Consider the following 14,043-nt stretch of genomic DNA (forward strand, 5'->3'; position numbering starts at 1 on the left):
CCTGACAATGGATCTGGGTATCAGGGGGCGGCATGCTCTCGTCACCGGCGGCAGCAAGGGCCTTGGCAAGGCGGCTGCCGCCTCACTCGCCGGCGAAGGGGTCCATCTGACCCTGGTTGCCCGCACCCCCGGGCCGCTCGAAGCGACGGCCCGCGAGATTGTGGCAGCCACGGGCGTGCATGTCGCAACTGTCGCGGCCGATGTGACGACGCCGCAAGGGCGCGCCGATGTGCTGTCTGCTTGCCCTGACCCGGACATATTGGTCACCAATCCCGGGGTCAGGCAGACGCCGGACAATTTCCGTACGATGAGCCGGGCGGATCTCGACGGCTGGATGGAGGCGCATTTCTTCACGGCCTATGAACTGATCCGCGCCGTGGTGCCGGGCATGAGCGAGCGGAAGTTCGGCCGGGTGGTGAACATCTCGGTCAGCTTCATCAAATTCCCTCAGGTCAATTTCGGCCACTCGCATGCTGCGCGCCTGGCGCTCGCCGGCGCCATTGGTTCGATGGTGCGTGAACTGGTGCCGCACAATGTCGTCATCAACAGCGTGCTGCCCGGCTTCTTCGATACGGATGCGCTGCAGACCAATCTGCATGGCCACGCCGCGCGCGGCAACACGACCTATGAGGCGATCGTCGCCGATCGTCTCAAGACGACGCCGGCCGGCCGCTTTGCCGATCCGAAGGAATGCGGCGACCTGATCGCCTTCCTTTGCAGCGCGCAGAACGGCTATATGACGGGCCAGAACATCGTCAATGATGGCGGCGTCTACCAGGGATTGTTCTGATCATGGCCAATGGTTCGGCAAGCTCCGAAATGCTCGACCCCACAGGCCGCGTGGTGATGCTGTCGGGCGCCTCGCGCGGTATCGGCCTGGCCATCGCCAGGCGGCTGCACGCGCAGGGCTATTCGCTTTCGCTCGGCGTGCGGAATCCTGAAGCCGTGGCGGCCTTTGCTGCGTTCGATCCGAAGCGGACCCTGGTCCAGCGCTTCGATGCCGAGCGAGGCGAGACGGCAGCGCAATGGGTTGATGCCACCGTCGCCCGGTTCGGCCGCATCGACGCGCTCATCAACAATGCCGGTATCTTGCGCCCGCTGGACCTGCGCTCGGGCGACGAAAGCGTGCTCGACGAGATGTGGGCGGTCAACGTTAAGGCGCCGTTCCGGCTGATCCGCCTTGCCTTGCCGCATCTGGAAAAGGGTGGGCACGGACGGATCATCAATGTCGCCTCGACCGACGGCAAGCGCTACCGCGATACGGTTTCGGTCGCCTACGCCATGACCAAGCACGCCGTCATGGCCCTGACCCATGCCGCCAAATTCGCCGGCTGGGAAAAGGGCGTGCGCGTCACCGCACTTTGCCCGGGCGCCGTCGACACCGATCTCGTTGCATCCGTCCCGGGAGTGACGCCGTCGGCAAACCGTATCGCTCCCGAAACGATCGCCGAGACGGTGGCGTTCCTGCTGCGCCTGCCGAACACGGCGTCAGTGGCCGAGCTTGTTCTCAACACGAGGCTCGAGAGCTGGATCTAATCAGCCCTGCGCCTTGGCGCGTTTGCGCACATAAGCGCGCCAGGTCATCGCCCAATGGGCCGGGTCTTCGAGCGGCGCGCCCTTGATCTGATGGACAGCCTGGTTGTGCGGCGCAGAACGCACCTTGTCGGGATCGGCATAGGCCTCCTCGATGACCGCCCCCAGAACGGCGATCCAGGTGTCGAGATCCTCCTTCGACCACATCTCGCCGGCCTCCGGCGTGAAGGGTTGCGGAACGATCCATGGCTCATGCGACAGCCAGAAGGCGTCGATGCCGTAGTCGACCATGCGGTTCTGGACATCCATGGCGCTGACGCCGGTATCCTCGAACAATTTGCCGAGGCTGAAGCGCGTCATCTCCATGCGCCAGGCGTCGATCTGCGGATGCGAGCGCGAGACGCCGCGCAGCTTCAGCAGTTCGTGGTCCATGTAATTGTTGGCCAGCACCGACAGGTCGGCCGCCTCGCGAATGCCCTCGGCGCCGAGCGAACGGACCCAGGCATAGGCCTTGAGCACGACGGGGATGTTGCCAAGGAATTCGCGGACCTTGCCGATGCTGTCATCCCGGTCGTTGTCGAGATGGTAGCTTTTGCCGTCGAAGGTCACCACGGGCTTGGGCAGGAAAGGCGCAAGTTCGGCGCTGCAGCCATAGGCGCCGACGGCGGGGCCGCCGCCGCCCTTCGGCGCGCCGAAGGTCTTGTGCAGCATATACATGCAAGCGTCGAAGCCGAGCTCCCTCGCTCTTAGCCGGCTCATCACGCCGTTGAAGTTGGCGTGGTCGTAGAAGCAGAGCCCGCCGGCCTCATGGACGACGCGCACCCATTCCTTGATGTGCGGGTTATAGATGCCCATGTCGTCGGGATTGTTGATCATCAGGGCCGCGGTACGGTCTGAAACTGCTGCCTTGAGCGCATCGAGCGAGGGATAGCCATCTTCTTCCAGCGGCAAGGTGATGACCTTGAAGCCGGCTGTCGCGGCGGTGGCCGGGTTGCAGGGATGCGCCTGAAGCGAGGTGATGATCTCGTCGCGCTTGCCAAGCTCGCCGCGGGAAGCGAGCCAGGCGCGGGTGACGCAGGCATGGGTATAAGCGGCATCGGCGCCGCCGGCAGGCTGGAACACGAACTGATCCATGCCGGAGAGTTCACGCAAAGCCAGGTCGAAGCGATGGATGATCTCGAGCACGCCCTGCAGCGTTTCCTCATCCTGCAGCGGATGGATTTCGGCGAGCTCGGGGCGTGCCGCCAGCGCCTCGTTGAGGCGGGCATTGTATTTCATGGTGCAGGTGCCGAACAGGCTGATGCCCATCATGCCGAGCGTCTGCTGGGAAAGGTGGAGATAGTGCCGGAGCACATCGGGCTCCGACATTTCCGGCAAGGCCGGTGGCATCGTGCGGCGCATGCCTTCGGGGATCAGTGTTTCGGCGCAACCCACCGCGGCTGTGACCGCCTGATCGGCGGCCGGAAACATGATGCCGCGCCGCCCGCGCCTGCCCATTTCCATGACCACCGGTTCGTCCCATACGGCCGCGTGATAGCGCCGCAGCTTGGTCATGTTGCTCATCGGTTCAGGATCTCCGCAAGGCTCGCCGCCAGGCGATCGATGTCGGAGCGGCTGTGGACCTCCGTCACCGCATAGAGCGCGGACTGGCCGAGAGCCGGGAAAGCGGCAGACAGATCGTGGCCGCCGAAAATCCCGCGCTCGCGCAAGGCCCGGTTGACGTCGCGCACGGTTTTGCCCGATGCGTCGAAACGGACGACGAATTCCTTGAAGAAGCCGCCGGGAAAGACAATGTCGATGCCGGGCACTTCAGCCAGCACCTTTGCCGCGTAATGCGCCTGCTGGACGATGAGCTCGCCGACCTCGCGAAAACCTTGCGGACCCATCAGCGACATGTAGACGGCGTTGGAAATCGCCCAGAGATAGACGGAGTTGCCGGTCCAATCCTTGCCGTTCTCGCGCGAACCGTAAGAGGACTGGTGCAGCAGCGACAGGCCGAAAGCGTGTTCTCCTGGCTGAACCGTCTCGGCGATCGACACCAGCAGCGACGGATATTCGCGGGCGTAGCGCTCCTCGTCGCAGCTGGCGATGAAGCCGCCGGTGCCGCCGCCGCAATTCATGTGGACGCCGAGCGGTTGCGTGGTGCCGACGACGATGTCGGCGCCAAAGCCGGCGGGCGGGGCAAGCACGCCAAGCGAAATCGGATCGACGCCGACGATGAATTCGGCGCCGGCGCGGTGGGCAAGTGCGGCGATCTCGCCTGCGTGAGTTTCGATGACGCCGAGATAGTTCGGCGTGTCGATATAGACGGCAGCGGTGCGTGAAGACAGCCTTGATTCGAGTTCGGCCAGATCGAGAAGGCCGGTGCCGGCATCGAAGCCGATTTCGACCACGGCGATGTGGCTCGGCATCTGCTGCGGTTCGCAATAGTTGCGGATGACGGAAAGCCGTTCGGGATCGATGATGCGCGGCACGATCACCTCGTGCCTGCCGGTCAGGCGCGAGGCCATGCGGATGGCGTGGCCGGCGGCGCAGCCCCAGCTGTAGACGGGCAGGCCGACGATCTCCATGTCGAGGAGTTCGCCAAGCTGGCTGGTGAACTCGAACCAGGCCTGATTGCGGCCATGGTCCGACGAAGGGGTGCCCCAGACAGGCGTCAGGAATTCGCTGCGCCCGGCGATCTCGTCGCAGATCGCCGGCACATGGTGCTGCCAGCAACCGCCGCCGAGAAAGCTGAGATTGGCTTCGCAATCCTCGTTCTTCCTAAGGATAGCAAGCAGATGCCGGCGAAGCTCGGCCTCTGAACGCAAGGCCGGCGGCAAGGCGAGCTCGCGTGTCATGCGATGATCGGCAGGAATCTGCTCGAATAGCGCCTCGATCGACGGGGCGCCGATGGCGTCGAGCATCTCCTTTTTGATGGCCGGAACGGAGTTGGCCATGAAGGGGTGAGTGAAGGTCATGACGTCTCGCAAGCGGTAAAACGGACTGGCCGACTGTGCCGAACTTGACCCGCATCTGTCAATCGGTTGTACGCATTGCGCACGGAAGTTACTATATCGAACGAAACGGCTAGATCGACCAGGACAGAAAAGGACGATCCGCCGCGTATCTGCCGACAATTTGGTAAGAAGGCTGATGGCGACATCGAATCTTGCGAACAGCCGAACACTGGCAAATGGCGGGAGCGGCATTGAGCCGCTACGGATCGGCTTTCTGGTCAATCCGCTTGCCGGGCTTGGCGGGCGCGTCGGTCTGAAAGGATCCGATGGCGCCGACACCGTCGCGGCGGCTTTGGCGCTTGGGGCGGAGCCGGCGGCATCCGAGCGCGCGGCGCTTGCCTTGCGTGAGCTTGCGGGCAGCGGCATCGCGATCCTGACGGCAGGCGGCGCGATGGGCGAGACAGCCTGCCAGAGAGCCGGTATCCACCATCATGTCGCCTTCGCCCCGGCAGGACCGGCGACATCGGCTAACGATACGGTCGAAGCCGCGCGGGCCTTTCTCAAAGCGGAAGCGAAACTCGTTCTCTTCGCGGGCGGCGATGGCACGGCGCGCGACATCCTGTCGGCCGTCGGCCGCGACATGAAGATGGTCGGCATCCCGGCCGGGGTGAAGATGTATTCCGGCGTCTTTGCCCTGTCGCCTGTCCATGCCGGCCTGCTGGCCAGAACCCATCTCGCGCAAGGTGCCGACGCGCCAACCGACGAGCGCGAAATCCTCGACATCGACGAGGCGAGCCTGCGACAGGACAGGCCGGCCACACGCCTTTATGGCTATGGCCTGGTGCCCCGCGATCCGACAATCCAGGTCGCCAAGGCCTCGGCTATCGGGAATGATGATGTGGCAGCGCTCTGCCGCGCCGCGGCGGCAGATCTCGAACCGGGCTGCGTTCACATCGTGGGGCCCGGTTCGACCATGCAGCGTCTGCTGGCCGAGGCCGGGCTCGAAGGTTCCCTGCTCGGGGTCGATCTGGTCGCGAACGGCAAGCTGCTGGCGAAGGATGTCGGCGAGGCGGACATCCTGGCCCGCCTCGATCAATGGCCGGCGCGTATCCATGTCGGCGTCATCGGCGGCACCGGCTGCCTGTTTGGCCGCGGCAACCAGCAGATCAGCGCCAAGGTGCTGCAACGTGTCGGGCGCGACCGCATCGCCATTCTCGCACCGCCGTCCAAGCTCGCTCTGCTGGGGCCGGCCGGCTTCTTCGTCGATACCGGCGATGCCGAGGTCGACCGGATGCTCGGCGGCTATATCAAGGTGCGCACCGCACCACGGCGCGAGATGGTGATGCGCGTTCGCGGCTGAGGCGACAAGCGCGTCGCGTCAGGACGCAGCTACAAGATGCCCGTTGCCAACATCCTTCAGCGTCAGTTTCGGCGGTGGCTCGCCAATCTTTCGAGTCGGGCTCGGAATCTCCTGATCGAGACGGGCGAAGCGCGGCCGGCGCTTAGCCGGATCGGGCACCGGGACGGCCTCGATCAAGCGCTTTGTGTAGGGGTGACGCGGGTTCGAAAAGACCTGATCGCGGGTGCCCATCTCGACGATCTGGCCGAGATACATGACGGCGACGCGGTCGGAAATGTTCTCGACCACCGCCATGTCATGTGAAATGAACAGATAGGCGATGCCAAACTCGCGCTGCAATTCCTTCAACAGATCGAGTACGCGAGCCTGCACCGACACGTCGAGCGCCGAAACACTTTCGTCGGCGATGATGAGTTTGGGCCGAAGCGCCAGAGCGCGCGCGATGCAGATGCGCTGGCGCTGGCCGCCTGAGAATTCGTGCGGATAGAGATCCATCTGGTCGGCCGAGAGGCCGACGCGCTCGAACAGCGTCGCCACCCTTTCCCTGCGCTCCTGCTTCGAGGCGATGCCGTGAATCAGCAGCGGTTCGGCGACGAGATCGCCGACGCGCATGCGCGGGTCGAGCGAGGCGTAGGGATCCTGGAAGATCATCTGCACATCGCGGCGAACCGCCTTGCGCTCGTCACGGCCAAGGCCCGACAGGTTGCGTCCGCCGATCACGATATCGCCCTGGTAGGGCACAAGCCCGGCCAGCGCCTTGGCGGTGGTCGACTTGCCGCAGCCGGATTCACCAACCAGCGCCAGCGTCTCGTGCGGCGCGATGGAAAAGCTCACGCCTTCGACGGCGTGGACACGGCGATTCACCTGGCCGAAGAAGCCGCCGCGCAGGTCGAAGCCGACATGCAGGTCGTCGACCAGCGCGACCTGGTTCAGCGTTTTCGGAATTGTCTGCCCAAGATCTTGCCGTCCTGCACCAGTGCCAATGCGCGGCACCGCAGCGAGCAGTTCACGCGTATAGTCGGCTCGCGGCCGGGCAAAGATATCGGCGACCTTGCCTTCCTCGACCATGCGGCCATGGCGCATGACGATCACCCGATCCGCCATTTCCGCCACCACACCCATGTCGTGGGTGATGAGGATGATGCTGGTGCCATGCTCGCGCTGGAGATCGCGCAACAGTTCCAGCACCTCACCCTGCACGGTGACGTCGAGCGCCGTCGTCGGCTCGTCGGCGATCAGCACATCTGGCTTCAGCGCCAGCGCCATGGCGATCATCACGCGCTGGCGCATGCCGCCGGACAGTTCGTGCGGAAACTGCTTTAGCCGGCTATCCGCTTCCGAGATGCGGACAGCCTTCAGCGCCTCGATGGCGCGCCGGCGCGCCTCGGCGCTCGACAGATCGGTATGCGCCTCGATGGATTCGGTCAGTTGGCGGCCGATCGACAGCACCGGGTTGAGCGAGGTCATCGGCTCCTGGAAGATCATCGCGATGCGGTCGCCGCGAATGCGCTGCATCTGACGCTCGTTGAGCGTCGCGAGGTCGATCTCGCCAAGCTGGATCATGCCAGAGGAAATTCGTGCGGCAGGCTGCGGCAACAATTGCATGATCGCCAGCGCCGTCATCGATTTGCCGGAGCCGGATTCGCCGGCAATGCAAAGCGTCTCGCCACGCTTGAGCGTCAGCGACAGGTCCGACACGACTTCCCGTTCGCCGTCCTCGCCGCGCACGCTGACACACAGGCCAGCGATCTCCAGCACTGACCTGCCTGCGGGCGAACCAACCGAAGTTGCTGCCCCGGTCGGTCTGCTGGTGACGCCTGCACTCATTCGAAGACGCAACGCGGGAAGTAGAACGACACCACCCAGTTCGGCATGTCGACGATCTCGCTGATCCGGAGATCGCCGCAGACCGATACCAGCATGTAGGCTTCGACGGGGTCCATCGCGTAGCGATCGGCAAGCAGATCGACCATCTGGGCGACCGCTTCCCTGGCACCGGTCATCAGGTCCGGTCCGATGCCGGTCGTCACCTCGTAGCCCTTGGCGTCGAGATGGCGCGTCACCGGACCCGGCGTGGTGAAGCGCGGCGTCTTCAGCCTGGCATCCTTGACCAGGTCGAGCTTGAGCACGACATCCATCGGGCTTTCGATCGCCGTGCCGCAGACCTCGCCGTCGCCCTGCGCGGCATGCGTGTCGCCGACGGAAAACAGCGCACCCGCCACCTCCACCGGCAGATAGAGCACGGTGCCGGCGGCGAGATCGCGGATGTCGAGATTGCCGCCGACACGCCTTGGCGGCACCACCGAGTGGAGACCCATTTCGGCCGGCGCATTGCCGATGGTGCCGGCGAAGGGTTTCAGCGGCACGCGCGCGTTCTTTCCGAACAGCGCCGGCTCGAGCGAGGCGGCGTCGTATTTCCAGATGTTCAGCGCCGGCTCCGGAAAATCGTCGGCGAGCAGCCCGAACCCCGGTATGTTCCCCGTCCAGCCAAAGCCGGACGGTTTGAACATCTCGATCGTCACCTTCAGCGCATCACCCGGTTCCGCGCCTTCTACGAAGATCGGCCCGGTCACCGGGTTGACCCTGTCGAAGTCGAATTTCTCGATGTCGGCGACCGTGCTGTCGGCCTGAAGCTGCCCACCCGACGAATCGAGACACTGGAACTCGATTGTCGAACCGGGCGCCACCCGCTCGACCGGGGCAAGGGAATTGTCCCAGCCGAAATGGTGGTGGCGCCCGTGGATGGTGTAGTCGCAGTTATTGCACATCGTTCACATACACATTGTCGTAGTTGATCGGGATATGAACCGGGTCGACATAGAGATTGTCGGCACCGCCCATGCGGGCGGATTTCATGGTGAAGCGCTGCTCGTTGAACACCGGCGCCCAGGGCGCGTCCGCCATGATCTTGTCGTAGATCGCGCTCCACATCTTGTCGCGCTCGCCGGCCTTGGCGGGGTCGACGACGGAGTCGGCTTCGGCCGCCTTGGCGTCGAGATCCTTGTTGCAGTACCACGACCAGTTCCAGCCGCCGGGGACAGCACCGGCACAGCCGAGGATCGGACCGTAGAAGTTGGACGGATCGGGGAAGTCGGCGATCCAGGCCATGCCGCCTGACCAGATCATCGGCGCACCGGCTTTGTCACCGCCGGCAGCGATGACGTTGGCCTGGGCGAGCGACTGGATGCTGGCCTTGATGCCAACCGCCGCCAGATCCTGCTGGATCGCCTGGGCGATGCGCGGGTTGGGGTCGGTGTTCATGGCGAACAACTGCGTCTCGAAGCCGTCGGGATGGCCGGCCTCGGCGAGCAACGCCTTGGCCTTGGCCACGTCATGGGGATAGCCCTTGAACGCCTTGTCGTAACCGGGCATCGACGGCGGCAGCGGCTGGTTGGCGGGCACCGCGCGGTTGTTGATCAGCTGGACGATGCGGTCCTTGTTGATCGCCATGTTGACGGCTTGCCGCACCTTCACATTGTCGAAGGGCGCCATGGTGGTGTTCATGGTGACGTAGCCGGTGTGCAGCTGGCCGCCCACGACGACGCGCGCCTTCTGCTCGGGATCGGCCATCACCTCCTGGAACTTGGCCGGCGGAATGCCGTCGCCGGGAATATCGATCTCGCCCTTCTGCAGCCGCAGCAGCGCCACGATCGGCTCCTGACCGATCTCGAAGGTGATCTTGTCGAGATGCGGCAGGCCCTTGTGCCAGTAATCCGGGTTGCGCTCGAAGACGATGCGCTGGCCAAGCGTCCATTCGGCGAGCTTGAAGGCGCCGGTGCCGACCGGATGCTTGCCGAAGTCCGCGCCGTATTTCTCGACCTCCTCCTTCGGCACGACATGCGAGAAGTTGATCGCCATGACATGCAGGAAGGTAGCGTCAGGCCGGGTCAGCTCGAACTTGACCGTGTAGGGGTCGACGACGGTGATACCTGACAGGCCTTCCGTCTTGCCGGCGGCGACATCGTCATAGCCCTTGATCGAGCCGAAGAAGCCGGCGCCCGGGCTCTGGGTCTTTGGGTTGGTCACCCGGTCGATCGTGTACTTGACGTCGTCGGCCGTCATTTCACGACCGTTGTGAAACTTCACCCCGTGGCGCAGCTTGAAGGTGAAGGTCTTGCCGTCGGGCGCGATCTCGTAGCTTTCCGCGAGGTCGGGCTTGAGATTGGTGGTGCCCGGCTCGTAGTCCATCAGCCCGTCGAACAGGCTCTTGATCATCGACCAGTTCTGCCAGTCATAACCGATGGCGGGATCGAGCGTGGCGACGTCGTCCTTGTAGGTGACGGTGATGGCGCCGCCCTGCTTGGCGTTCGGATCGACGGCGTCCTCGGCGCGAGCGCTCGCCATGCCAAGCATCAGCGCAAGCGCCGATGCCGCCACGGTGGAGGTCAGAAATTTCTTCATCTCATGTTCCCTTTCTCTGGTTTGTATCGGTCTTTTCTTGGTTTCATCTGAGCTTGATCCGCGGGTCGATGAACGGTGCGACGATGTCGGCCAGGAGATTGCCGAGCACGATGGCGAAGGCCGACACCAGCGTGACACCCATGATGATTGGAATGTCGACGCGCTGGATGGCCTGCCAGGCGAGCTGACCTATGCCCGGCCAACCGAACACGCTTTCGACCACGACGATGCCGCCCATGAAGATGCCGATGTCGATGCCGATCATGGCGACGACCGGCAGGATGGCGTTGGGCAGCGCGTGGCGAAAGAGGATGGCGCCGCGCGCCAGACCTTTGGCGCGCGCAGTGCGCACATAGTCCTGACGCAGCACGTCGATCATCGACGAGCGCATCATGCGCGCGTACCAACCGGCGCCGAGGATGCCCATGGTCAGCGACGGCAGCACCAGATGCCGCCAGGTGCCGTAGCCGCCGATTGGAAACCAGCCGAGACGCACGGCAAACACATAAAGCAGCAAGAGGCCGACGACGAATTGCGGCGCCGAGACGCCGACGAAGGAGGCGACCATCAGCGTCTGGTCGGTGGTGGTGCCGCGTTTGACGGCGGCGATGAGGCCCATGGTCAGGCCGATCAGAAGCTCGCAGAGGATGGCGCCGACCATCAGCAGCAGGCTCGCTGGCAGCCGCGAGACGATGAGCTCGGTGACCTCGGAACGCTGGATGTAGGAGCGCCCGAGATCGCCGCTGAGCAGGCTCATCAGATAATGCCAGTACTGGACGACGAAGGGTTGGTCGAGGCCGAGTTGCCGGCGAATGTTTTCGACCGTCTGCGGCGTGGCGCTGCGGCCGGCGATCTGGCGAACCGGATCGGCCGGCAGAAGGTAGAGCAGCGCAAAGGTGATCAGCGAGACGCCGAGCAGGATGAGCAGCGATTGCATGACGCGACGGCCGAGATAGGGGATCATGCCCGGCCCCTTTGCGTCGGGTCGAGGATGTCGCGCAGCGCGTCACCGATCAGGTTGAAGGCCAGCGCCAGCGCCAGGATCGCAGCACCAGGGAAGAACACCAGCCAGGGCGCCGCCTGGAAATAGGTCTGGTTCTCGAAGATGATGTTGCCCCAGGACGCGGTCGGCGGCTGCACGCCGATGCCGAGATAGCTGAGCGTCGCTTCCAGCAGCACCGTGGTCGAAATGCCGAGCGTGCCCCACACGATGATCGTCGGCAAAAGATGCGGCAGGATATGGCGGAACAGGATGCGTGGCGCGCCGGCGCCGATGGTGCGCTCGGCGTCGATGAACTCGCGTTCCGACAGCGAACTGGTCTCGGTGTAGATGACGCGGGCGGTCTGCACCCAGTTCACCAACGCGATCACCATGGCGACGATCCACAGGCTTGGCTCGAACACCGCCGCCAGGCAGATGGCAAGCAGCAGCGCCGGAAACGCCATCATCAGATCGGTGAAGCGCATCAGCACGCTGCCGATCCAGCCACGGAAATAGCCTGCCGTGACGCCAACCAGCGTACCGATCAAGAGCGCCACGCCGTTGGCGACAATGCCGATGATCAGTGAGGTGCGCGCGCCGTAGAGGATGCGGGTCAGCAGGTCGCGGCCGAGCAGATCGGTCCCCAGCCAGAATTTGGCATCAGGCGGCAATGGCGCGCCTTCAAGTGTCAGCCCGTCGAACATCTGCTCGTTTGGATCATAGCCCGTGAGCCATGGTGCCAGGATGGCGCCAGCCAGGACGATGGCCACGATCACCAGGCCGAGCACTGCCAGACGACGTTTCAGCAGTTGCCGCCAGACACCGGCGCGTGGCCTGGCCGGCAGGCGGCCGGTTGCGGACAGATCAGGCGCGATGGGACTGGTCATCGCCGCCTTCTTCTTCCGTCATCGCCACGATCCGGCGAGCAGCCTCCTCGACACTGATCTGCCAGCTCATCGCCAGCGACCGCAGCTGCGCGTAGGCGCGGCCGTCCCCGGCGCCTTTCGACAAGGCCTCGACCGCGCGCACGATGGTCTGACGCTCCGCGACGCGCAGGCGAAGCGACGATATTTCGCTTGCCTGCAGCTTGCGCGCCTCGAAACTCTGCCGCGCGATCAGAAGCGCGCTGTAGACACCGGCATTGCCGACCGGCTTCAGCAGCTGGGCGTCTGCCTGGTGCGAAAGCGCCCATTCGATACGGCCCGGCGCCTCGGAGCCGATCAGCGCCACCATCGGCATCGGCGCCTCGCCTGGCTTCCATGGAAATTGTTCATCGAAGCCGAGATCGGCATCGAAGAAGACGAAATCCGCGGCCAGGACCTCGGCCGGCAGTTCCGGCCAGCAGCCGACCGTCTCAAGCCCGATGGCCGACAATTGCCGCGTGATCGCCTGCACCGTCGGATGCGGACGATGCAGCACAAAGGCCCTGGCGCCGCCGAGATTCGGGATGCGTGGGACCTTGCTCACGACACCACTCTCAGGCGCGGGCGGCCGAATGTTTTTGCCGGATCGTAGCGTGACAGATAGGGGTCCGGCGCGACCTCATCCTCGCGACTGACGACCTCGAAAAACCCGTCCGCGATCCGGCCGATGATGACCGGCAGCGTGGCGTGCTGGGAATGGGCGTCGATGGCTATCGGCCCGAGCCTGGTGGAAAAACGCTGCTCGGCGAAGACCTTCGAGAACTCCGCCGGACCGGCGTCGGGGTCTCGGGAGAGCACATCAGCCATCACTTGCACGGAAGCATAGGCGGAAGCCTCGAAGGACGAGGCGAAGGCCGCCGGGCGCGGGGCGAAATACGGCCCGACCGACAGATGTCCTTTGCCGGATTCACCAATCGCCGGCAGCTCGCCCTCGGTGAGGTTGCAAGAAATGACCGGGCAGGCTTCGGGGCTGAAGGCGACATCCTCAGCAGCCAGGTCGCGATAGGCCGCCAGGAAGGCGTAGGACGAGGTGCCGATCAGGTTGTTGAGGATGAAGTTCGGCCGCGTGGCGCGGATTTCAGCGATCAGGCGCGACACGTCGGTCTCGCCGATGCGCAGGTAGCGCTCGCCCAGCACCTTGCCACCGGCGTCCGCAATCAGGTCGCGCGCCACGCGGTTCATCTCCCAGCCCCAGATATAGTTCGAACCAAGCAGGAAGCCGTTGGCGCCGAAGCGCGGCACGACATGCGCCATCAGCGGCACCAGATGCTGGTTGGGGCAAGCGTGCATGTAGACGACATGCTCGTTGGCCTCGAAGCCTTCATAGGGGCAGGCATACCAGAGCATGCCGCCCGCCTTTTCCAGCACGGGAATCGTCTCCTTGCGGCTCCAGGAGGTGACGCAGCCGACGACATGGCGGGCGCTGCTGGTCCGGAAAATGTCCTCGCACAGCGTCGCGTAGCGATCCGCATTGCTTTGCGGGTCGCGCTCGACCGGCACCAGTTCGATGCCTGAGCTGCGGTCGGCATTGATGTCGGCAATGGCGCGCATTGCACCCATCCGGCAGGCATCCGACACGAGCTGATAGCTCCCCGAGCGAGAATACAGGATGCCGATCTCGATGCGCCGTTTCAAACAGATCCCCAAAATGACAATGCCCCGCAGCCAGCGCCGCAGGGCGAGGCATACGAGGCATTTTTGCCGCCCGGCGACCAAGGCCGGTATTTTCCCATTAGAGCGACGTACGTCCATTCGGACGCACAAAAAAACACTCTAACACTTTCATCCACGCATCAGCGTATTCGGTACGGCGGGTCAGTCAAGCGGGAAAATGGCGAACCTGCCTGCGCAAGGCATGCGGTAGGCGTGTGCCTGGATCACACGCGATCTCGCTCAAACGCCGCC

12 protein-coding genes are annotated in these 14,043 nt (G+C 64.3%); 3 read left to right on the top strand and 9 right to left on the bottom strand.

Annotated elements, in window-relative coordinates; all coding sequences use genetic code 11:
• The first annotated feature begins 7 nt into the window (after positions 1–7).
• Together C9427_RS29315 and C9427_RS29320 are read left to right on the top strand one after the other, a co-directional pair.
• The gene (locus C9427_RS29315) at positions 8–790 is read left to right on the top strand and encodes an SDR family oxidoreductase (protein WP_107652521.1); all 783 of its coding nucleotides are present in this window, start codon (positions 8–10) and stop codon (positions 788–790) included.
• Positions 791–792: 2 nt separating this feature from the next.
• The gene (locus C9427_RS29320) at positions 793–1,536 is read left to right on the top strand and encodes an SDR family NAD(P)-dependent oxidoreductase (RefSeq protein WP_245437211.1); all 744 of its coding nucleotides are present in this window, start codon (positions 793–795) and stop codon (positions 1,534–1,536) included.
• Here C9427_RS29320 and gcvPB read toward each other — a convergent pair whose 3' ends face one another.
• Together gcvPB and gcvPA are read right to left on the bottom strand one after the other, a co-directional pair.
• Positions 1,537–3,096 carry an aminomethyl-transferring glycine dehydrogenase subunit GcvPB gene (gene gcvPB / locus C9427_RS29325; RefSeq protein WP_208636438.1) on the bottom strand — a complete coding sequence of 520 codons (1,560 nt, stop codon included), beginning with the start codon at positions 3,094–3,096 and terminating at the stop codon, positions 1,537–1,539.
• Positions 3,093–4,493, bottom strand: coding sequence for an aminomethyl-transferring glycine dehydrogenase subunit GcvPA (gene gcvPA, locus C9427_RS29330; RefSeq protein ID WP_208636439.1), 1,401 nt, complete (start codon positions 4,491–4,493; stop codon positions 3,093–3,095). The genes gcvPB and gcvPA overlap by 4 nt, the downstream gene beginning before the upstream one ends.
• Positions 4,494–4,668: 175 nt before the next feature.
• Between gcvPA and C9427_RS29335 the strand changes: the two genes are divergently transcribed.
• Positions 4,669–5,832, top strand: coding sequence for an ATP-NAD kinase family protein (locus tag C9427_RS29335; protein ID WP_107652523.1), 1,164 nt, complete (start codon positions 4,669–4,671; stop codon positions 5,830–5,832).
• An 18-nt stretch (positions 5,833–5,850) separates the two neighbouring features.
• On the opposite strand, the gene C9427_RS29340 is transcribed toward C9427_RS29335, so the two are convergent.
• From C9427_RS29340 to C9427_RS29370, 7 genes are read right to left on the bottom strand one after another with little or no spacing between them, the layout of a single operon-like run.
• On the bottom strand, positions 5,851–7,659 hold the full coding sequence (locus C9427_RS29340; RefSeq protein ID WP_245437212.1) for an ABC transporter ATP-binding protein: 1,809 nt from the start codon (positions 7,657–7,659) through the stop codon (positions 5,851–5,853).
• Positions 7,656–8,600 carry an acetamidase/formamidase family protein gene (locus tag C9427_RS29345; RefSeq protein WP_107652525.1) on the bottom strand — a complete coding sequence of 315 codons (945 nt, stop codon included), beginning with the start codon at positions 8,598–8,600 and terminating at the stop codon, positions 7,656–7,658. The genes C9427_RS29340 and C9427_RS29345 overlap by 4 nt, the downstream gene beginning before the upstream one ends.
• Positions 8,590–10,233 carry an ABC transporter substrate-binding protein gene (locus C9427_RS29350; protein WP_107652526.1) on the bottom strand — a complete coding sequence of 548 codons (1,644 nt, stop codon included), beginning with the start codon at positions 10,231–10,233 and terminating at the stop codon, positions 8,590–8,592. The genes C9427_RS29345 and C9427_RS29350 overlap by 11 nt, the downstream gene beginning before the upstream one ends.
• A 43-nt stretch (positions 10,234–10,276) precedes the next feature.
• A complete protein-coding gene (locus C9427_RS29355; RefSeq protein ID WP_107652527.1) occupies positions 10,277–11,197 on the bottom strand; it encodes an ABC transporter permease in 921 nt (306 codons plus the stop codon).
• A complete protein-coding gene (locus tag C9427_RS29360) occupies positions 11,194–12,102 on the bottom strand; it encodes an ABC transporter permease (protein ID WP_107652528.1) in 909 nt (302 codons plus the stop codon). The genes C9427_RS29355 and C9427_RS29360 overlap by 4 nt, the downstream gene beginning before the upstream one ends.
• Complete coding sequence (locus tag C9427_RS29365) at positions 12,080–12,682, bottom strand: ANTAR domain-containing response regulator (RefSeq protein ID WP_107652529.1); 603 nt, start codon at positions 12,680–12,682, stop codon at positions 12,080–12,082. The genes C9427_RS29360 and C9427_RS29365 overlap by 23 nt, the downstream gene beginning before the upstream one ends.
• Positions 12,679–13,773, bottom strand: a complete 1,095-nt coding sequence (locus C9427_RS29370) for a transporter substrate-binding protein (RefSeq protein ID WP_107652530.1) — start codon at positions 13,771–13,773, stop codon at positions 12,679–12,681. The genes C9427_RS29365 and C9427_RS29370 overlap by 4 nt, the downstream gene beginning before the upstream one ends.
• Between the last annotated feature and the right edge of the window lie 270 nt (positions 13,774–14,043).

Source organism: Mesorhizobium helmanticense, assembly GCF_003034915.1.
In the GTDB taxonomy this organism is placed as follows: domain Bacteria; phylum Pseudomonadota; class Alphaproteobacteria; order Rhizobiales; family Rhizobiaceae; genus Mesorhizobium; species Mesorhizobium helmanticense.

Bases quoted from the DNA above. Each gene is read 5' to 3' on its own strand.
- gcvPB (WP_208636438.1), bottom strand. From the start codon at position 3,096: ATGAGCAACATGACCAAGCTGCGGCGCTATCACGCGGCCGTATGGGAC.
- C9427_RS29355 (WP_107652527.1), bottom strand. From the start codon at position 11,197: ATGATCCCCTATCTCGGCCGTCGCGTCATGCAATCGCTGCTCATCCTG.
- gcvPA (WP_208636439.1), bottom strand. From the start codon at position 4,493: ATGACCTTCACTCACCCCTTCATGGCCAACTCCGTTCCGGCCATCAAA.
- C9427_RS29335 (WP_107652523.1), top strand. From the start codon at position 4,669: ATGGCGACATCGAATCTTGCGAACAGCCGAACACTGGCAAATGGCGGG.
- C9427_RS29350 (WP_107652526.1), bottom strand. From the start codon at position 10,233: ATGAAGAAATTTCTGACCTCCACCGTGGCGGCATCGGCGCTTGCGCTG.
- C9427_RS29340 (WP_245437212.1), bottom strand. From the start codon at position 7,659: ATGAGTGCAGGCGTCACCAGCAGACCGACCGGGGCAGCAACTTCGGTT.
- C9427_RS29315 (WP_107652521.1), top strand. From the start codon at position 8: ATGGATCTGGGTATCAGGGGGCGGCATGCTCTCGTCACCGGCGGCAGC.
- C9427_RS29360 (WP_107652528.1), bottom strand. From the start codon at position 12,102: ATGACCAGTCCCATCGCGCCTGATCTGTCCGCAACCGGCCGCCTGCCG.
- C9427_RS29345 (WP_107652525.1), bottom strand. From the start codon at position 8,600: ATGTGCAATAACTGCGACTACACCATCCACGGGCGCCACCACCATTTC.
- C9427_RS29320 (WP_245437211.1), top strand. From the start codon at position 793: ATGGCCAATGGTTCGGCAAGCTCCGAAATGCTCGACCCCACAGGCCGC.